This window comes from Streptomyces sp. DSM 41931 (genome assembly GCF_050271085.1).
GTDB classification, from domain to species: Bacteria; Actinomycetota; Actinomycetes; order Streptomycetales; family Streptomycetaceae; genus Streptomyces; species Streptomyces albogriseolus.
On sequence record NZ_CP189902.1, the window covers coordinates 6,101,682 to 6,120,687 of the forward strand.

The following is a 19,006-nucleotide window of genomic DNA, read 5'->3' on the forward strand; positions in this document are numbered from 1 at the left end:
CCGGATCACGAGGGGATCACCATGAGCGGCTCACGCATCACCGCCGTCGGCCACTACCAGCCCGCCCGGGTCCTGACCAACGAGGACCTGGCGGGCATGGTCGACACCAGCGACGCGTGGATCACGAGCCGGGTGGGCATCCGTACCCGTCATATCGCCGGGCCCGACGAGCCCGTCGACGAACTGGCCGCGCACGCCGCCGCCAAGGCGCTCGCCGCGGCCGGCCGGACGCCCGACGAGATCGACCTGGTCCTGGTCGCCACCTCCACCGCGACCGACCGCTCGCCCAACATGGCGGCCCGCGTCGCCGCCCGCCTCGGCATGCCGGGCCCCGCCGTCATGGACATCAACGTGGTCTGCGCCGGCTTCACCCACGCCCTCGCCACCGCCGACCACGCCGTGCGGGCCGGCGGGGCGCACCGGGTGCTGGTCGTCGGCGCCGACAAGATGTCCGACGTCACCGACTGGACCGACCGCACCACCTGCGTCCTGGTCGGCGACGGGGCGGGTGCGGCCGTGGTGGAGGCGGCGGGGCCGGGCGCGGCGGACGGCATCGGTCCGGTGCTGTGGGGCTCGGTGCCGGAGATGGGCAACGCGGTGCGGATCGAGGGGACTCCGCCGCGGTTCGCGCAGGAGGGACAGAGCGTCTACCGCTGGGCGACCACCCGGCTGCCGGAGTTCGCCCGCCGCGCCTGCGAGAAGGCGGGGCTGGCGCCCGAGGACCTCGCCGCGGTCGTGCTGCACCAGGCCAACCTGCGGATCGTGGAACCTCTCGCGCGCCGGATAGGCGCCGTCAACGCCGTCGTCGCGCGGGACGTCGTCGACTCCGGCAACACCTCGGCCGCGAGCATTCCGCTCGCCTTCTCCAAGCTCGTCGAGCAGGGCGCGGTGTCGAGCGGGGACCCGGTGCTGCTGTTCGGCTTCGGCGGCAACCTGTCGTACGCGGGGCAGGTCGTGCGGTGCCCCTGACGGCGCGTCCCATGGCGCGGGTGTGACGAGGGCAACCGGAACGGGGTGCGGCGGCGCGCCGTAGACTGTAGACGAAAGACAATCACCCAGGACGTCTGCGGTGTCACCGGCGTTCACCACGGACGCGCGGCGCCGCCGGAGAGGGGGACCGATGTTGTCGACAGGACTGCCCCACGGGGCGGTGCCCCGGCTCGAGCGGCCGGGCCCGCTGCGCGACCGCGTCTACGAGGCACTGCTCGAACTCATCACCACCCGCGCCCTCCAGCCGGGCCAGCACCTCGTCGAGAGCGAACTCGCCGGCCACCTCGGCGTCTCCCGTCAGCCGGTGCGCGAGGCGCTCCAGCGACTCAACACCGAGGGGTGGGTCGATCTGCGGCCCGCCCAGGGCGCGTTCGTGCACGAGCCGACGGAGGAGGAGGCCGACCAGCTCCTCACCGTCCGCACGCTGCTGGAGGCGGAGGCGGCCCGGCTCGCCGCGGGCAACGCAGGCAGCAAGGGCGTCCAGGCGCTGGAGGAGATCCTCGCCGAAGGGCTCAAGGCCGTCGAGGCGGACGACGTGGACGCCGCGGTGGCGCTCAACGCCCGTTTCCACGCCAAGGTGATGGAACTCGCGGGCAACACGGTCCTCGCCGAGCTGGCCGCCCAGGTGGACCGGCGGGTGCGCTGGTACTACACGCCGGTGGCCCGGCAGCGCGGCGAGCAGTCCTGGATCGAGCACCGAGAGCTGATCTCCGCCATCGCCGCCCGGGACGAGCAGTCGGCCACACGTCTGATGCGCGAGCACACCGAGCACACCCGGCGGTCGTACCACGCGCGGGAGGACTCCTGAGGGGCTTTCGTCCGGCCTGAGCGGGGTCGTCCGGGGCCCCGCACCCCCCTCTTTGTCCTGAGAGTGGAAAAAGTAGGGGCCAATTCCTGCGCGACTTCTTCCCACCTCCGGCAGGCGCTGCTACTTTCCCATCCGAAAGCACGCCACACACGTGGCCGGAATCCGGCGCGCACAGCCGACGAGGCGGGGAGGGGCTCGTGAGACGCATGACTGCGCGACCCGCGAACGCCCATCAGGCACGACTGCTCAGGCTGTTGCGCGACGGCGGACCCAACTCCCGTGCCCAGCTGGGCGACCAGGTCGACCTGTCCCGGTCGAAGCTGGCCGTGGAGGTGGACCGGCTGCTGGAGACGGAACTCGTCGTGGCCGACGGACTCGCCGCCTCGCGCGGCGGGCGCCGCTCCCACAACATCCGTCTCAACCCGCACCTGCGCTTCCTCGGCGTCGACATCGGCGCGACCTCGGTCGACGTCGCCGTCACCAACGCCGAGCTGGAGATCCTCGGGCACATCAACCAGCCGATGGACGTGCGCGAGGGACCGGTCGCGGTCTTCGAGCAGGTGCTGGCCATGGCCGCCAAGCTGAGGGCCACCGGGCTCGCGGAGGGGTTCGACGGCGCCGGCATCGGCGTCCCCGGGCCGGTCCGCTTCCCCGAGGGCGTTCCGGTCGCGCCGCCGATCATGCCCGGCTGGGACGGCTTCCCCGTGCGGGAGGCGCTCAGCCAGGAACTCGGCTGCCCGGTCATGGTCGACAACGACGTGAACCTCATGGCGCTGGGGGAGCAGCACGCGGGCGTCGCCCGCACCGTCGCCGACTTCCTCTGCGTCAAGATCGGCACCGGCATCGGCTGCGGCATCGTCGTCGGCGGTGAGGTGTACCGCGGTACGACGGGCAGCGCGGGCGACATCGGGCACATCCAGGCCGTGCCCGACGGACGCCCGTGCGCCTGCGGCAACCGGGGCTGTCTCGAGGCGCACTTCTCCGGCGCGGCCCTCGCGCGGGACGCGACGGAGGCCGCCGAGCAGCAGCTCTCGCCCGAACTCGCCGCCCGGCTGGAGGCGAACGGCACGCTCAGCGCCGTCGACGTCGCCGCCGCGGCGGCCGCGGGTGACGCCACCGCCCTCGACCTGATCCGCGAGGGAGGGAACCGCACCGGGCAGGTCATCGCCGGCCTGGTCAGCTTCTTCAACCCGGGCCTGGTGGTGATCGGCGGCGGGGTGACCGGCCTCGGCCACACCCTGCTCGCCGCGATCCGCACCCAGGTCTACCGAGGGTCGCTGCCCCTGGCGACGGGCAACCTGCCCATCGTCCTGGGCGAGCTGGGCCCCACCGCCGGAGTCATCGGCGCGGCCCGCCTCATCAGCGACCACCTGTTCTCACCCGCGTAGGACCACGCCGGTACGGCCGCCACCGGACCGGCCCGACCAGCACCGCCCCGGCGCGGGCCCGCCCGCACCGACCCGAACAGCACCACCGCCGGTACGGGGCCCACCCGCACCGGCGCCCAAGGCACAGCGCCGGTGCGACCGCCAGCCGCACCGGCACGGAACACGACCCGCCGGTGCGGAAGCCGCCCGTTCCGGCGTGCGAGGCACCACCGTGCTGGACGACCGCCAGTCGTATCGGCATCGGGAGCCCGCACCGCCGGTGCGGAAGCCGCCCGCTTCCGGCGCGCACAGCACCACCCGCCGGCGCGGACGCCACCCCGTCGCCGACGCGCGAGCACCACCGTGCCGGTGCGGACGCCGTCCGCACGGTCCGCCGGGGCGGAAGCCGCCCGTCCCGGCAGAGAGACGCACCACCGTGGACGCGGGGCCCGCCCCGCACCACCCGCCCCGAACACCACCCCACCGCCGCCGCTCCGCTCCGCCCTGCCCGAAAACTCTTGCCCCGCGAGGGGCCGTCGGCCCACGCCCGCCGAGGGGAATCCGCATGGCATCAGAACCACCGCTGCTCAGCATGTCCGGCATCACCAAGTCGTTCCCGGGAGTCCGGGCCCTGGACGGGGTCGATCTCGACGTCCAGGCCGGCGAGGTGCACTGCCTGCTCGGCCAGAACGGCGCCGGGAAAAGCACGCTCATCAAGGTGCTGGCCGGCGCCCACCAGCCCGACACGGGCACGATCCGCTGGCGCGGCGACGACGTCACGCTGCGCTCGCCGATCGCCGCCATGCGCCTCGGCATCGCCACCATCTACCAGGAACTCGACCTGGTGGAACACCTGTCGGTCGCGGAGAACGTCCACCTCGGCCACGAACCCACCGCCGCGGGCTTCGTCGTCCGCGGCCGGGCGGCCAAGGCCTCCACCGCCGACCTGCTGAAGCGCCTCGGACACCCCGAGATCGACCCCGGCCGCCTGGTCGGCGACCTCTCCGCCGCACACCAGCAGATCGTGTCCATGGCCCGCGCCCTCTCCCACGACGTGCGGCTCATCGTGATGGACGAGCCGTCCGCCGCGCTCGACCCGGACGAGGTCGACAACCTCTTCCGCATCGTCGGCGACCTGACCGCCGCCGGCGTCGCCGTCGTCTACATCTCCCACCGCCTGGAGGAGATCCGCCGCATCGGCGACCGCGTGACCGTGCTGAAGGACGGCCGCGCCGTGGCCCGCGGGCTGCCCGCGAAGTCGACGCCCACCAGCGAGGTGGTGTCGCTGATGACGGGCCGCAACGTCGAGTACGTCTTCCCGCCCCGGCCCGCCGCCCCGCCGGCCGTCGGCGAACCGGTCCTCACCGTGGAAAACCTGTCCCGGCAGGGTGAGTTCGCCCCCCTCGACCTCCAGGTGCGTCCCGGCGAGATCGTCGGTCTCGCCGGACTCGTCGGGTCCGGGCGGTCGGAGATCCTCGAGACGATCTACGGCGCCCGCAAGCCCGACACCGGCCGCGTCCTCGTCGACGGGAAACCCCTGCGCCCCGGCAGCGTCCGCGCGGCCGTGCGCGCCGGACTCGGTCTCGCCCCCGAGGAACGCAAGGCGCAGGCCCTGCTGATGCTGGAGTCGGTCACCCGCAACGTGTCCGTCTCCTCGATGTCCCGCTTCGCGCGGGCCGGATGGATCGACCGCGGCGCCGAACTGGGGGCGGCGCGCGCGGCGGTCCGGGAGCTGTCCCTGCGGCCCGACAACCCCGACGTGCCCGTGCGCACCCTGTCCGGCGGCAACCAGCAGAAGGCCGTCCTCGCCCGCTGGCTGCTGCGCGGCTGCCGGGTGCTGCTGCTCGACGAACCCACCCGCGGCGTCGACGTCGGCGCGCGGGCCGAACTGTACGCCGTCGTACGGCGGCTGGCGGACGAAGGGCTCGCCGTGCTGCTGGTCTCCAGCGAGGTGCCCGAGGTCCTCGGCCTCGCCGACCGCGTCCTGGTGCTGCGCGAGGGCTCCGTCGTCCACACGGCGCCCGCCCGCGAACTCGACGAACACCGTGTACTCGATCTGGTCATGGAAGGAAGCCCGGCGTCATGACGCAGCCCGTCTCCCCGCCGCGGGACAGCACCGGCAAGGTGCCGTCGGCCGCCGAAACGCCCGCCTGGCGGGCCGTGTTGTTCCGCGCCGACGTGCGCACCCTGTCCCTGCTCGGCGTGCTCGCCGTACTGATCCTGATCGGCGGCCTCACCAAGCCGGACCAGTTCCTGGACACCCGCAACCTCCAGCTGGTCCTCACCCAGGCGTCCGTCATCGGCGTCGTCACCGTCGGCATGACCTTCGTCATCATCTCCGGCGGCATCGACCTGTCCGTCGGCGCGATCGTCGCCCTCGCCTCGGTGTGGGCGACCACCGTCGCCACCCAGGAGTACGGCTTCGCCGGCATCCTCTTCACCGCCGTCCTGGTCGGACTCGGCTGCGGCCTGGTCAACGGGGTGCTCATCGCGTACGGCGGGATGGTGCCGTTCATCGCCACCCTCGCCATGCTCGCCTCCGCCCGCGGTCTCGCCCTCCAGATCACCGACGGGCGCACCCAGATCGTCACCGTCGACAGCGTCCTCGACCTCGGCGAGCGCGACGCCTACGTGCTGGGCATCCCCCCGCTGGTGCTGGTGTTCGCCGCGGTCACCGTCGTCGGCTGGCTGGTGCTCAACCGCACCACCTTCGGCCGCCGCTCCGTCGCCGTCGGCGGCAACGCGGAGGCCGCCCGCCTGGCCGGCATCGACGTGCGCCGCCAGCGTCTCTACCTGTACCTGCTGTCCGGGCTGTGCTGCGGCATCGCCGCCTTCCTGCTGATCGTTCTGTCCGGCTCGGGACAGAACACCAACGGCAACCTCTACGAACTCGACGCCATCGCCGCCGCGATCATCGGCGGCACCCTGCTCACCGGGGGCCGCGGCACCATCGTCGGCTCCGTCCTCGGCGTCCTGATCTTCACCACCATCACCAACATCTTCGCCCTGAACAACCTGCAGACCGACGTCCAGCAGATCGCCAAGGGCGCGATCATCGTCGCCGCCGTGCTGGTCCAGCGGCGTACCGCGAGCACGACCTGAGGGAAGGGTTCACCGCCATGCCAGAGCCGACGTTCACCAGCCGCAGAGGGCTCCTCTTCGGAGCCGCCGCCGTCTCCGCCGGCGCCCTCGTCACCGGCTGCACCAGCAACGAGCCCAGCGGCGGCGACGAGCCGGCCGCGAACAACCAGCCGGCCGCCGACGACAAGCCGGGCAAGCAGGTCACCATCGGCTTCGCCGGACCGCAGGCCGACCACGGCTGGCTCAACGCCATCAACGACAACGCCAAGAAGCGCGCCGAGAAGTACTCCGACGTCACCCTGGAGATCACCGAGGGCTCCAACGACACCGCCCAGCAGATCGGCCAGATCGAGACCCTCATCAACAAGAAGGTCGACGTCCTGGTGATCCTCCCGGCCGACGGCAAGGCCCTCACCCAGGTCGGGCTGAAGGCGATGCGCGCCGGCATCCCCGTCGTCAACCTCGACCGCATCTTCAACACCCCGCAGGCGTACCGCTGCTGGGTCGGCGGCGACAACTACGGCATGGGCCTCAACGCCGGTCACTACATCGGCGAGAAGCTCAAGGGCAAGCAGGACGCCAAGGTGATCGAACTGGCCGGCCTGGACAACCTGGAGCTGACCAAGCAGCGCACCCAGGGCTTCGACGACGCCCTGAAGAACTACCCGAACATCCGCAAGGTGGCCCGCCAGGCGGCCGAGTTCACCGTCGAGTCCGGCCAGGCCAAGATGGCGCAGCTGCTCCAGGCCCAGTCGCGGTTCGACGCGCTGTGGAACCACGACGACGACCAGGGCGTGGGCGCCCTGCGCGCCATCGAGCAGGCAGGGCGCGACGACTTCCTGATGGTGGGCGGCGCCGGCGCGCTCTCCGCCTTCGAGGCCATCAAGGCCGACAACGGTGTCCTGAAGGCCACGGTGCTGTACCCGCCGACGATGGCCGCCTCCGCGATCGACCTCGCCCGAGCCCTCGGCCAGGGCAAGGGCATCGGCGGCCTGGCCGAATTCGAGATCCCCTCGTCGGTGACCTGCTACTCGGCCGTCGTCGACAAGGACAACGTCGACCAGTACATGCCCACCGGCTTCAAGTGAGGAGCCCCGCCCCACGGGCCTGACCAGCCCACCGGGCGGGGACCGCCCCGCCCGCCACGACGACGAGGAGGACTACCGAATGGCACAGCCGCAAGCGTCCGAAGGGGCGGAAACGGGGAAGCCACCGCTGCGCATCGGCATGGTCGGGTACGCCTTCATGGGCGCCGCCCACTCCCAGGGCTGGCGCACCGTGGGACGTGTCTTCGAACTGCCGCTCCGCCCCGAGATGGCCGTGATCTGCGGCCGGGACGCCGACGCCGTGCGGGCGGCGGCCGGCCGGCACGGCTGGGCGGAGGCCGAGACCGACTGGCGGGCCCTGGTGGAGCGCGACGACATCGACCTCGTCGACATCTGCACCCCCGGCGACAGCCACGCCGAGATCGCGCTGGCCGCGCTGGCCGCGGGCAAGCACGTGCTGTGCGAGAAGCCCCTCGCCAACACCGTCGCCGAGGCCGAGGCGATGGCCCGCGCCGCCCAGGAGGCGCGGGACCGCGGCCAGGCGGCCATGGTCGGCTTCAACTACCGCCGGGTGCCCGCCACCGCACTGGCCCGGCGGATGGTGGAGGAGGGCCGCATCGGCACCCTGCGGCACGTGCGGGTGGCGTACCTCCAGGACTGGCTGGTGGACCCGCAGTTCCCGCTCACCTGGCGGCTGCGCCGGGAGCAGGCGGGCTCCGGCTCGCTCGGCGACCTCGGCGCGCACATCGTCGACCTCGCCCAGCACCTGGCCGGGGAGCGGCTCGCGGGCGTCTCCGCGCTCACCGAGACGTTCGTCCGCGAGCGGCCGCTGCCCACCGCGCCGAGCAGCGGCCTGGCCGCCGTCTCCGCGGCCGGCACCGGACCGGTCACCGTCGACGACGCCGCCGTGTTCACCGGCCGGTTCGCCTCCGGCGCGCTGGCGTCCTTCGAGGCCACCCGGTACGCCACCGGACGCAAGAACGCCCTGCGCATCGAACTCAACGGCGAGCGCGGCTCGCTCGCCTTCGACCTGGAGCGGCTCAACGAGCTCGAGTACCACGACGGCACCGGGGACGCCGCGCACGGCGGCTTCCGCCGCATCCTCGTCACCGAGCCCGACCACCCCTACCTGGACGCCTGGTGGCCGCCGGGCCACGGGCTCGGCTACGAGCACACCTTCGCGCACCAGGCCCGCGACCTGGTGCACGCCGTCGCCGAGGGCCGCAGCCCCGAACCGTCCTTCGCGGACGGGCTCCAGGTGCAGCGCGTCCTCGCGGCGGTGGAGGAGAGCGCCGAGAAGAACGCCGTCTACACCCCGATCGCCGCCTGAGGAGGACGGATACGGATGCCGCGCAACTTCACCCTGTTCACCGGCCAGTGGGCCGACCTTCCGCTGGAGGAGGTCTGCCGGCTCGCCCGTGACTTCGGCTACGACGGCCTCGAACTCGCCTGCTGGGGCGACCACTTCGAGGTGGACAAGGCCCTCGCCGACCCCTCCTACGTGGCCGGCCGCCACCAGCTCCTCGACAAGTACGGCCTGAAGTGCTGGGCGATCTCCAACCACCTGGTGGGCCAGGCCGTCTGCGACGCCATCATCGACGAACGCCACCAGAACATCCTGCCCGCCCGCATCTGGGGCGACGGCGAGCCCGAAGGCGTACGGCAGCGGGCGGCCGCCGAGATCAAGGACACCGCGCGCGCCGCGGCCCTGCTCGGCGTCGACACCGTGATCGGGTTCACCGGCTCCGCCATCTGGCACCTGGTCGCCATGTTCCCGCCCGCCCCCGAGTCGATGATCGAGCGCGGCTACGAGGACTTCGCCGAGCGCTGGAACCCGATCCTGGACGTCTTCGACGCCGAGGGGGTGCGCTTCGCCCACGAGGTGCACCCCAGCGAGATCGCGTACGACTACTGGACCACCGTGCGCGCCCTCGACGCGGTGGACCGCCGCCCGGCCTTCGGGCTGAACTTCGACCCGTCCCACTTCGTCTGGCAGGACCTCGACCCGGTCGGCTTCCTGTGGGACTTCCGCGCGCGGATCTACCACGTCGACTGCAAGGAGGCCCGCAAGCGCCTCGACGGCCGCAACGGCCGGCTCGGCTCCCACCTCCCCTGGGGCGACCCCCGGCGCGGCTGGGACTTCGTCTCCGCGGGCCACGGCGACGTGCCCTGGGAGGACGTCTTCCGCATGCTGCGCTCCATCGACTACCAGGGCCCGGTCTCCGTGGAGTGGGAGGACGCGGGCATGGACCGCCTCCAGGGCGCCCCGGAGGCCCTGAAGCGCCTCAAGGCCTTCGACTTCGAACCGCCCAGCGCCTCCTTCGACGCGGCCTTCAACAGCTGAGGGACAGGCCCGACCGCAGGTGTCGGGACGGGGGCCGGCGCTTTCGCCGGTCCCCGGTCCGGCCTGCCCGGAATCCGCTTTGTCCTCAGTTGGGAAAAAGTTCAACCAGGCGTGGTCCAAGGGCTGTTGCCCCAGGATGAACGCGGTTACCGTCCCTGAGTGTTCAGGGCACCCACGCCTCCGGGGTGACGGCGCACCCCGGCGCCCGCACGCACCGCACGATCAGCACCTGTTCCGTACGGCCCATCCCGTTCCCGGAGGGACTTCGTGCACAGAAGAAGACTCACATCGACCCGCACCGCCAAACGTCCCGCCTTCCGCACCACGCTCGCCCTGGTCACCGGCCTGCTGCTGGCCGTGGGCACCCCGGCCACCGTCGCCGGCGCCCACCCCGGCCACCCGGAGCACGACGAACCGGTCGCCGCCGAGGGGCAGTTCCAGCAGGTGCCGCTCGCCAAGGGCGAACCCGAGATGGGCGAGCCCATGTCGCTCGCCGTCCTCCCGGACCGCAGCGTCCTGCACACCTCCCGGGACGGCACCCTGCGCCTCACCGACGCGGGCGGCACCACCAAGGTGGCCGGCCGTCTCGACGTCTACAGCCACGACGAGGAAGGCCTCCAGGGCGTCGGGGTGGACCCGGACTTCGAGAACAACCGGGCCATCTACCTCTACTACGCCCCGCCGCTCGACACGCCCGCCGGGGACGCCCCGGAGACCGGCACCGCCGAGGACTTCGCGAAGTTCGACGGCGTCAACCGCCTCTCCCGGTTCACCCTGAACCCCAACGGCACCCTGGACCTGTCCAGCGAGAAGAAGATCCTGGACGTCGCGGCCTCCCGCGGCATCTGCTGCCACGTCGGCGGCGACATCGACTTCGACGCCGAGGGCAACCTCTACCTGTCCACCGGCGACGACACCAACCCCTTCGCCTCCGACGGCTACACGCCGATCGACGAGCGCGCCAACCGCAACCCCGCCTTCGACGCCCGCCGCAGCTCCGGCAACACCAACGACCTGCGCGGCAAGATCCTGCGCATCAAGGTCGACGAGGACGGGTCGTACGACATCCCCGAGGGCAACCTCTTCCCGCCGGGCACCGAGAAGACCCGTCCCGAGATCTACGCGATGGGCTTCCGCAACCCGTTCCGGATGAGCGTCGACGAGAAGACCGGCACCGTCTACGTCGGCGACTACGGTCCCGACGCCGGTGCCGCCAGCCCGACCCGTGGCCCGGGGGGACAGGTCGAGTTCGCCAAGGTGACGAAGGCCGCCAACTTCGGCTGGCCGTTCTGCACCGGCGACAACGACGCCTACGTCGACTACGACTTCGCCACCGGCACGTCCGGTGACACGTTCGACTGCTCCGCGCCGAAGAACACCTCCCGGCACAACACCGGCCTGGTCGACCTGCCGCCCGCCCAGCCCGCCTGGATTCCCTACGACGGCGGCTCCCTGCCGGAGTTCGGCAGCGGCTCCGAGTCCCCGATGGCGGGCCCGGTCTACCGCTACGACCCGGACCTGAAGTCCTCGGTCAAGTTCCCGGAGGAGTTCGACGGCGACTTCTTCGCCGGCGAGTTCGGGCGCCGCTGGATCAAGCGCATCGAGCAGACCGAGGACGGCTCGGTCGCGAAGATCAACGACTTCCCGTGGACCGGCACGCAGATCATGGACATGGACTTCGGCCCCGACGGCGCGCTCTACGTCCTCGACTACGGCGTGTCCTGGTTCCAGGGCGACGAGCACTCCGCGCTCTACCGCATCGAGAACGCCGAGGACGGCTTCTCGCCGATCGTCGGGGTCACCGCGGACCGCACGTCCGGCGCGGCCGGCCTGAAGGTCACGTTCACCGCCACCGCGGAGGACGCCGACTCGCCGGAGCTCACCTACGCCTGGGACTTCGGCGACGGTACCAAGGGTGAAGGGCTCAACCCCACCCACACGTACAAGAAGGTCGGCACCTACACCGCGACCTTCACCGCCACCGACCCCGAGGGCAACACCGGCAACGCCAGCACCCGGATCGTCGTCGGCAACACCGAGCCCAAGGTGAGGATCGACGTCCCCGGCAACGGCAGCCTGGCCGCCTTCGGCGAGCCCGTGCCGTTCAAGGTGACCGTCACCGACCCCGAGGAGACGATCGACTGCTCCAAGGTCAAGGTCGCCTACAGCCTCGGCCACGACTCGCACGCCCACGAGCTCACCAGCGAGACGGGCTGCGAGGGCACCCTCACCCCGCCCCCCGGCGACGGCGGCCATGACCCCAACGCCGACATCTACGGTGTGGTCGGCGCCAGTTACACCGACGGCGGCGCCAACGGCCAGGAGGCCCTCACCGGCACCGCGCGCACCGTCATCCAGCCGCTGCACCGCCAGGCCGAGCACTTCACCGCCCAGTCCGGGGTGAACGTCTTCGACAAGACACAGGCCAACGGCGGCAAGACCGTCGGCGACATCCACGACGGCGACTGGATCTCCTTCAGCCCCTACCGCTTCGACGGGCAGAGGAAGATGACCGTACGGGCCTCCTCCGGCGGCTCCGGCGGCTTCATCGAGCTGCGCACCGGCTCCCCCGAGGGCCCGCTGCACGGCTCGGCGTACATCCCGCCGACCGGCGGCTGGGAGACGTTCCAGGACGTCGACGTCCCGCTGCGGGCCCTGCCGAGGAAGACCACCGAGATCTACCTGGTCTTCAAGGGCGGCGAGGGCGCGCTGTACGACGTGGACGACTTCGAGTTCTCCAAGGAGCCGTTCAAGCAGGGCAAGAAGGTGCTCGTCTTCTCCAAGACCGCCGGCTTCCGGCACGACTCCATCGGGACCGGCGTTGCCGCCCTGAAGGAACTCGGCGCCCCGGCCGGCATCTCGGTCACCGCGACCGAGGAGGCCGGACAGTTCACCACCGCCAACCTTGCCAAGTACGACGCGGTCGCCTTCCTGTCCACCACGGGTGACGTCCTCAACGCCGACCAGCAGAAGGCGTTCGAGAACTACGTGAAGAACGGCGGCGGCTACATGGGCATCCACGCCGCCGCCGACACCGAGTACGACTGGGAGTTCTACGGCGGTCTGGTCGGCGCGTACTTCGCCTCGCACCCGGCCATCCAGAAGGCCACCGTGCGCGTCGAGGACCACGACCACCCGGCCACCGCGCACCTGGAGGACACCTGGGAGCGCACGGACGAGTGGTACAACTACCGCACCAACCCGCGGGAGCAGGCCAAGGTCCTCGCCACCCTGGACGAGACCACCTACCAGGGCGGCACCATGAAGGGCGACCACCCGATCGCCTGGTGCCAGACCTACGGCGGCGGCCGCTCCTTCTACACCGGCGGCGGCCACACCAAGGAGTCGTACGCCGACGAGGCCTTCCGCGCCCATCTGCTCGGCGGCCTGCAGTACGCCACCGGCCAGGTGAAGGCGGACTGCAAGCCGGACAAGGGCTACCGGAAGATCTTCAACGGCCAGACCCTCGACGGCTGGAAGCAGGCCGGCCCGGGCAGGTTCGTCGTCAAGGACGGCGGGGTCATGGAGTCCGAGGGCGGCATGGGTCTCCTCTGGTACCAGGCCAAGGAGCTGAAGGCGTACTCGCTGAAGCTCGACTGGAAGATGCGCGGCGACGACAACTCCGGTGTCTTCGTGGGCTTCCCGGCCTCCGACGACCCCTGGTCGGCGGTCGACCGGGGCTACGAGATCCAGATCGACGCCACCGACGCGGCGGACCGCACCACCGGCGCGGTCTACTCCTTCAAGTCGGCCAACATCAAGGCCCGTGACCAGGTGCTGCGCCCGCCCGGGCAGTGGAACTCCTACGAGATCAAGGTCCAGGGCGAGCGGCTCCAGGTGTTCCTCAACGGAGTCAAGATCAACGACTTCACCAACAAGGACCCGCAGCGGAGCCTGACCGACGGCTACATCGGCCTGCAGAACCACGGTCCCGACGACAAGGTCTCCTTCCGCAACATCCAGCTGAAGGAACTGCCCTCCTAGGGCACCCAGAACGGCGGCGGGCGGACGGACGCCGGACCCCCGCCCGTCGCCTCCACCCCGGGCCGCCCGGCCCGGAGCCCGCTCCGACTCCGGCACCTGGTCCGGCCCGGGAGGGCCGGCCACCCGGCTCGGCCCTCGGGCCGGCGGGCGCATGACCCACCGGCCGGGCACCGGGTCCGGCCCCTTCTCAGGCCGGTGCCGGTGCCGGGCGAGGCGCAGTGACGCGCCCGGGTCTTCCGCACGACGTACCACCCGGCTCCCGGGTACGGGCCACGGCCCGTCCCGGGGACCGGCACCCGCCCGGCCCACGGGCCGGGCACACGCCGGGTCCGTGCCCGGCGCACCGCACGGCTCCTGCCCGGCAGGGCGACGGGCCCACGGACCGCGTGCGTGACCGGGTCACCGACCAGGTGGCGCATCCGGTCCCGGGCTCGGGCCACTGCCGGGCCGGGGACGAGCAATCCCGTCCGGTTCCCGAGCCGGACACGCCACCCCGTCCGGGGTTCGGCGCGCCGTCGGTCGAAGGGCCGGCGGTGGGCCGGCGCACCGCCACATTCGGTTCGCGTTCGACAAGGAGGCTGCCCATGTCCGCCGAACCGTCGTCCCTCCCCACCCCCACCACCCCTTCCTCCGCCGCCCCCCGCTACGGCGTCTGGCTCGTCGGGGCCCGCGGGTCCGTCGCCACGACCGCCGTCGCGGGCTGCGCGGCCGTCGCCGCCGGGCTCCATCCGCCCACCGGCATGGTCACCGAGACCCCCGACTTCGCCGCGAGCGGCCTGCCCCCGCTGGCTTCGCTCGTCTTCGGCGGCCACGACACCGTCGACTGCCCGCTGCCCAAGCGCGCCGAGCACCTCGCCGAGGGCGGCGTCCTCCCGCACGGCCTGCCCACCGCCGTGCACGCCGAACTCGTCGCCGCCGACCGGGAGATCAGGCCCGGCGGGCCCACCCCCGGCGACTCGGACACCGTGCCCGCCCGCACCGACGACGACTGGATCGACGTCTTCGCCGCCGACATCCGCGACTTCACCGACCGCCACCACCTCGCCGGCACCGTCGTGGTGAACGTCGCCTCCACCGAACCCGTCCCCGCGGACGGCGCCCTGCCGCCCAGCTCCCTCTACGCGGCCGCCGCCCTCCGCGCCGGCTGCGGCTACGTCAACTTCACCCCGTCCACCGGCCTGCACCACCCCGCGCTGGCCCAGCTCGCCGCCGAGGCGGGCGTGCCCTACGCGGGCCGGGACGGCAAGACCGGGCAGACCCTGCTGCGGTCCGTGCTGGGCCCGATGTTCCAGCAGCGCGCCCTCGCCGTGCGCGCCTGGTCCGGCACCAACCTCCTCGGCGGCGGCGACGGCGCCGCCCTCGCCGACCCCGCCGCGGCCGCCGCGAAGAACGCGGGCAAGGAACGCGTCCTCGCCGACACCCTCGGTGCGGCGCCGGAGGGCGAGGTGCACATCGACGACGTGCCCGCGCTGGGCGACTGGAAGACCGCCTGGGACCACATCGCCTTCGACGGCTTCCTCGGCTCCCGCATGATCCTCCAGACCATCTGGCAGGGCTGCGACTCCGCCCTCGCCGCGCCCCTCGTCCTCGACCTGGCCCGGCTGCTGCTCCGCGCCGGACAGAAGGGCATCACCGGCCCGCTGGGCGAACTCGGCTTCTACTTCAAGGACCCGGTCGGCGACGGCCCGGCCTCCCTGGGGGAGCAGTACACGGAGCTGAAACGCTTCGCCGCGCGCCTGTGCGACGACACACACGCGCGCGACGACGCGGGGGACAGCGGGGCGCGCCGATGACCCGGACCGCGTCGCCTCCCCTCACCCCCGCCGACCGCGACACCACATCCGCACCCCCGACCGCCGACGGCCCGGTCACCCCGGACCGCGCCGCCGCCTGGGCGGAACTCGTGCGCCTCCCCGCCCTGTTCACCGTCCCCGGCGACACCCTCGCCGGCGTCGCCGCGGCCGGCGGGCGGCCGGGGCCCCGCACCCTGCTCCCCATCGGCTCCTCCCTGTGCCTGTACGCGGCCGGCATGGTCCTCAACGACTGGGCCGACCGCGCCGAGGACGCCGTGGAACGCCCCCACCGTCCCCTCCCGTCCGGACGCGTCCGTCCCGCCGCCGCGCTCGCCGCCGCCTGCGGACTCACCGGCGCCGGACTGCTGCTCGCCGCCCGCACCGGCCGACCCGCCCTCGCGGTGGCCGCCCCGCTGGCGGCGACGGTCTGGGCGTACGACCTGGCGCTGAAGCACACGCCCGTGGGCCCGCCCGCCATGGCCGCCGCCCGCGGCCTCGACCTGCTGATGGGCGGGGCCGCCGCCGGTTCCGCCCGGGCGGCGGCGCCCTCCGCCGTCCTTCTCGGCTGTCACACCCTCGCCGTCACCGCCGTCTCCCGGCGCGAGACCACCGGCGGCTCGGTGGCGGCCCCGCTCGCCGCCCTCGCGGCGACGGGCGTCCTGACCCGGCTGGTCACGCACCGCCGTGTCCGACTCCCGGCAGGCCGGCGGGCAGCAGCCGCTCCCGGCCTGCCGGGTCCCACCCCGGGCGGCGGCGCCCGGACCACGCCCGCCGACGCCGTCACCGTCGCGCTGGCCGCCGCCTACGCGGCCACGGCCGCCCGGCCGTACGTCCACGCCGCGCTCAATCCCTCACCCCCGCTCACCCAGCGCGCGGTCGGCGGCGGCATCCGCGCCACCGTCCCGCTCCAGGCCGCGCTCGCCGCCCGGTCCGGGGCGACCGCCACGTCCCTGCTGATCGCGGCGCTGGCCCCGGCGGGACGGCTGTTCGCCCGCCGGCGCGCCATGAGGAAGGTGAGCATCACATGACCGCGCACGAGCCCCCCGCGCTGCCGCTGCGCTTCGGCTACGGCACCAACGGCCTCACCGACCTCCGCCTCGACGACGCCCTCGGCCTGCTGGCCGACCTCGGTTACGACGGCGTCGGTCTCACCCTCGACCACATGCACCTCGACCCGCTCGCCCCCGGCCTCGCGGCCCGCACCCGGCACGTCGCGCGCCGCCTGGACGAGCTGGGGCTCGGCGTCACCGTGGAGACCGGCGCCCGCTATGTGCTGGACCCCCGGCGCAAGCACGGCCCGTCCCTGCTCGACCCCGACCCCGGTGACCGGGCGCGCCGCGTCGACCTGCTGGTGCGGGCGGTCCAGGTCGCCGCCGACCTCGGGGCGCACGCCGTGCACTGCTTCAGCGGCACCGTCCCCGACCACACCGACGAGGACACCGCCTGGAAACGCCTCGCCGAGGCGTTCGGGCCGGTGCTGGACGCCGCGTCGAGCGCCGGAGTCCCGCTCGCCGTCGAACCCGAACCCGGTCACCTCCTCGCCACCCTCGCCGACTTCCACCATCTGCGCCGCGCCCTCGGCGACCCCGAGCCGCTCGGCCTCACCCTGGACATCGGCCACTGCCAGTGCCTGGAACCCCTCGCGCCCGCCGACTGCGTCCGCGAGGCCGCTCCCTGGCTGCGGCACGTGCAGATCGAGGACATGCGCCGCGGCGTCCACGAGCATCTGCCGTTCGGCGACGGGGAGATCGACTTCCCGCCCGTCCTCGCCGCGCTCGCCGCCACCGGATACCGGGGCCTGACCGTCGTCGAACTGCCCCGGCACTCCCACGCAGGACCCCGCTTCGCCGCCCACTCGCTGCCGTACCTCCACCGCGCCGCCCGGCTCGCGGCCGAGCGCACCACCGGCACGTCCACCGTCCCCTCTCACGGCGATCCCTCCGCCACCCCCGAAGGGAGCAGCACCCCATGACCCACCCGCACGCACCGGCCGGCCAGGACGCCGACACCACCGGCAGACCGGCCGCCCCCGGCGACGGCACCACCCCCGCCGTCACCCCGCCCGCCGACCTGCGCCGCCACCTCGCGGCCCGGCTCGACGGCGCCGCCCGCGCCTGGCTCGACCAGGCCCTGGACGAGGCCACCGCCCACCCCGGCACCCACGGGCCGATCTCGGTGTGGGAGCTGCGCCTCGCCGAGGCGGGCCGCCGCTGCGGACCCGAACACGCCGACGCGGCCCGCGTCCTCATCCTGCACACGGCCCACGCCGACGCCGAGGCCCTGACCCGCGTCTACCACCAGGGCACCGCCGACGAACGCCGCGCCGTCCTGCACGCCCTGCCCCACCTGGTGCCCGGGCCCGAGGCGCTCCCGCTCGTCGAGGACGCCCTGCGCACCAACGACACCCGGCTGGTCGCCGCCGCGCTCGGCCCCTACGGCGCCCGCCACCTCGACGCCCACGCCTGGCGGCACGCCGTACTGAAGTGCCTCTTCACCGGCGTCGCCCTCGACCTGGTCGCGGACCTCGACCGGCGCGCCCGCGGCGACGCCGAACTCGCCCGCATGCTCGCCGACTACGCCGCCGAACGCACCGCCGCCGGCCGCACCGTCCCGGAGGACCTGCACCGCGTCCTGGCCCTGACCGGATCGGCGCCGACGCAGGGCGACGGCCCGGACGCCCCCCACGGCAAGGAGTCCTGATGCGCATCTTCGACCCCCACATCCACATGACGTCGCGCACCACCGACGACTACGAGGCCATGTACGCCGCGGGCGTCCGCGCCGTCGTCGAACCCTCCTTCTGGCTCGGCCAGCCCCGCACCTCCCCGGCCTCCTTCTTCGACTACTTCGACTCCCTCCTCGGCTGGGAACCCTTCCGCGCCGCCCAGTACGGCATCGCCCACCACTGCACCCTCGCCCTCAACCCCAAGGAGGCGGGCGACCCGCGCTGCACCCCCGTCCTGGACGCGCTGCCCCGCTATCTGGTCAAGGACAACGTCGTCGCCGTCGGCGAGATCGGCTACGACTCCATGACCCCCGCCGAGGACACCGCGCTCGCCGCCCAGCTCCAGATGGCCGCCGACCACGGGCTGCCCGCACTGGTGCACACCCCGCACCGCGACAAGCTCGCCGGACTGCGCCGCACCCTCGACGTGGTCCGCGAGTCCGCGCTGCCGGTGGAGCGGGTGCTGATCGACCACCTCAACGAGACCACCGTCAAGGAGGCCAAGGACAGCGGCGCCTGGCTCGGCTTCTCCGTCTACCCCGACACCAAGATGGACGAGGAGCGGATGGTCGCCATCCTGCGCGCCTACGGCCCCGAGCAGGTGCTGGTGAACTCCGCCGCCGACTGGGGGAGGAGCGACCCGCTCAAGACCCGCAAGGTCGCCGACCTGATGCTCGCCGAGGGCTTCACCGAGGACGACGTCGACCGCGTGCTGTGGCGCAACCCGGTCGCCTTCTACGGACTCAGCGGACGCCTGAACTTGGACGTCACCGCTCCCGAGGCCACCCACGAGGGCAACTCCATCCTGCGCGGCCAGCCCAGAGAAGAACCGGCACCGGACACCGTCGACGCCACGGGGGCGTGAGCC

At 73.1% G+C, this 19,006-nt stretch carries 14 protein-coding genes; all 14 read left to right on the top strand.

Going from position 1 to position 19,006, the window contains the following annotated elements:
* Nucleotides 1–21 precede the first annotated feature (21 nt).
* The 14 genes from ACP7TJ_RS27980 to ACP7TJ_RS28045 all read left to right on the top strand — a co-directional run bounded on the left by ACP7TJ_RS27980 (nucleotide 22) and on the right by ACP7TJ_RS28045 (nucleotide 19,003).
* On the top strand, nucleotides 22–969 hold the full coding sequence (locus ACP7TJ_RS27980; protein WP_093765911.1) for a beta-ketoacyl-ACP synthase III: 948 nt from the start codon (nucleotides 22–24) through the stop codon (nucleotides 967–969).
* Nucleotides 970–1,120: 151 nt separating this feature from the next.
* The gene (locus tag ACP7TJ_RS27985; RefSeq protein WP_370165896.1) at nucleotides 1,121–1,798 is read left to right on the top strand and encodes a GntR family transcriptional regulator; all 678 of its coding nucleotides are present in this window, start codon (nucleotides 1,121–1,123) and stop codon (nucleotides 1,796–1,798) included.
* Between the two features lie 206 nt (nucleotides 1,799–2,004).
* Nucleotides 2,005–3,186 (top strand): ROK family protein, encoded by a 1,182-nt coding sequence (locus tag ACP7TJ_RS27990; protein ID WP_093765909.1) that lies wholly within the window; start codon nucleotides 2,005–2,007, stop codon nucleotides 3,184–3,186.
* Nucleotides 3,187–3,730: 544 nt separating this feature from the next.
* Nucleotides 3,731–5,251, top strand: coding sequence for a sugar ABC transporter ATP-binding protein (locus ACP7TJ_RS27995; RefSeq protein ID WP_093765908.1), 1,521 nt, complete (start codon nucleotides 3,731–3,733; stop codon nucleotides 5,249–5,251).
* Nucleotides 5,248–6,267: an ABC transporter permease gene (locus ACP7TJ_RS28000; protein ID WP_093765907.1), complete on the top strand. Its 1,020-nt coding sequence runs from the start codon at nucleotides 5,248–5,250 to the stop codon at nucleotides 6,265–6,267. The genes ACP7TJ_RS27995 and ACP7TJ_RS28000 overlap by 4 nt, the downstream gene beginning before the upstream one ends.
* Before the next feature lie 17 nt (nucleotides 6,268–6,284).
* The gene (locus tag ACP7TJ_RS28005; RefSeq protein ID WP_167742139.1) at nucleotides 6,285–7,334 is read left to right on the top strand and encodes a substrate-binding domain-containing protein; all 1,050 of its coding nucleotides are present in this window, start codon (nucleotides 6,285–6,287) and stop codon (nucleotides 7,332–7,334) included.
* A gap of 79 nt (nucleotides 7,335–7,413) precedes the next feature.
* A complete protein-coding gene (locus tag ACP7TJ_RS28010; protein ID WP_176710744.1) occupies nucleotides 7,414–8,622 on the top strand; it encodes a Gfo/Idh/MocA family protein in 1,209 nt (402 codons plus the stop codon).
* A 15-nt stretch (nucleotides 8,623–8,637) separates the two neighbouring features.
* Nucleotides 8,638–9,636, top strand: a complete 999-nt coding sequence (locus ACP7TJ_RS28015; RefSeq protein ID WP_376724251.1) for a sugar phosphate isomerase/epimerase family protein — start codon at nucleotides 8,638–8,640, stop codon at nucleotides 9,634–9,636.
* A gap of 267 nt (nucleotides 9,637–9,903) precedes the next feature.
* A complete protein-coding gene (locus tag ACP7TJ_RS28020; protein WP_427766229.1) occupies nucleotides 9,904–13,620 on the top strand; it encodes a ThuA domain-containing protein in 3,717 nt (1,238 codons plus the stop codon).
* A 584-nt stretch (nucleotides 13,621–14,204) separates the two neighbouring features.
* Nucleotides 14,205–15,413, top strand: a complete 1,209-nt coding sequence (locus ACP7TJ_RS28025) for an inositol-3-phosphate synthase (protein WP_427766232.1) — start codon at nucleotides 14,205–14,207, stop codon at nucleotides 15,411–15,413.
* On the top strand, nucleotides 15,410–16,441 hold the full coding sequence (locus ACP7TJ_RS28030) for an SCO3242 family prenyltransferase (protein ID WP_427766235.1): 1,032 nt from the start codon (nucleotides 15,410–15,412) through the stop codon (nucleotides 16,439–16,441). The genes ACP7TJ_RS28025 and ACP7TJ_RS28030 overlap by 4 nt, the downstream gene beginning before the upstream one ends.
* On the top strand, nucleotides 16,438–17,385 hold the full coding sequence (locus ACP7TJ_RS28035; protein WP_427766238.1) for a sugar phosphate isomerase/epimerase family protein: 948 nt from the start codon (nucleotides 16,438–16,440) through the stop codon (nucleotides 17,383–17,385). Before ACP7TJ_RS28030 ends, ACP7TJ_RS28035 begins: the two co-directional genes overlap by 4 nt.
* Nucleotides 17,382–18,113 (top strand): EboA domain-containing protein, encoded by a 732-nt coding sequence (locus ACP7TJ_RS28040; protein ID WP_390920568.1) that lies wholly within the window; start codon nucleotides 17,382–17,384, stop codon nucleotides 18,111–18,113. Before ACP7TJ_RS28035 ends, ACP7TJ_RS28040 begins: the two co-directional genes overlap by 4 nt.
* A complete protein-coding gene (locus ACP7TJ_RS28045) occupies nucleotides 18,113–19,003 on the top strand; it encodes a TatD family hydrolase (protein WP_387580659.1) in 891 nt (296 codons plus the stop codon). The genes ACP7TJ_RS28040 and ACP7TJ_RS28045 overlap by 1 nt, the downstream gene beginning before the upstream one ends.
* Nucleotides 19,004–19,006: the final 3 nt, after the last annotated feature.

Bases quoted from the DNA above. Each gene is read 5' to 3' on its own strand.
- ACP7TJ_RS28010 (WP_176710744.1), top strand. From the start codon at position 7,414: ATGGCACAGCCGCAAGCGTCCGAAGGGGCGGAAACGGGGAAGCCACCG.
- ACP7TJ_RS28025 (WP_427766232.1), top strand. From the start codon at position 14,205: ATGTCCGCCGAACCGTCGTCCCTCCCCACCCCCACCACCCCTTCCTCC.
- ACP7TJ_RS28030 (WP_427766235.1), top strand. From the start codon at position 15,410: ATGACCCGGACCGCGTCGCCTCCCCTCACCCCCGCCGACCGCGACACC.
- ACP7TJ_RS28015 (WP_376724251.1), top strand. From the start codon at position 8,638: ATGCCGCGCAACTTCACCCTGTTCACCGGCCAGTGGGCCGACCTTCCG.
- ACP7TJ_RS27980 (WP_093765911.1), top strand. From the start codon at position 22: ATGAGCGGCTCACGCATCACCGCCGTCGGCCACTACCAGCCCGCCCGG.
- ACP7TJ_RS27990 (WP_093765909.1), top strand. From the start codon at position 2,005: ATGACTGCGCGACCCGCGAACGCCCATCAGGCACGACTGCTCAGGCTG.
- ACP7TJ_RS27985 (WP_370165896.1), top strand. From the start codon at position 1,121: ATGTTGTCGACAGGACTGCCCCACGGGGCGGTGCCCCGGCTCGAGCGG.
- ACP7TJ_RS28005 (WP_167742139.1), top strand. From the start codon at position 6,285: ATGCCAGAGCCGACGTTCACCAGCCGCAGAGGGCTCCTCTTCGGAGCC.
- ACP7TJ_RS28035 (WP_427766238.1), top strand. From the start codon at position 16,438: ATGACCGCGCACGAGCCCCCCGCGCTGCCGCTGCGCTTCGGCTACGGC.
- ACP7TJ_RS28040 (WP_390920568.1), top strand. From the start codon at position 17,382: ATGACCCACCCGCACGCACCGGCCGGCCAGGACGCCGACACCACCGGC.
- ACP7TJ_RS28045 (WP_387580659.1), top strand. From the start codon at position 18,113: ATGCGCATCTTCGACCCCCACATCCACATGACGTCGCGCACCACCGAC.
- ACP7TJ_RS27995 (WP_093765908.1), top strand. From the start codon at position 3,731: ATGGCATCAGAACCACCGCTGCTCAGCATGTCCGGCATCACCAAGTCG.
- ACP7TJ_RS28000 (WP_093765907.1), top strand. From the start codon at position 5,248: ATGACGCAGCCCGTCTCCCCGCCGCGGGACAGCACCGGCAAGGTGCCG.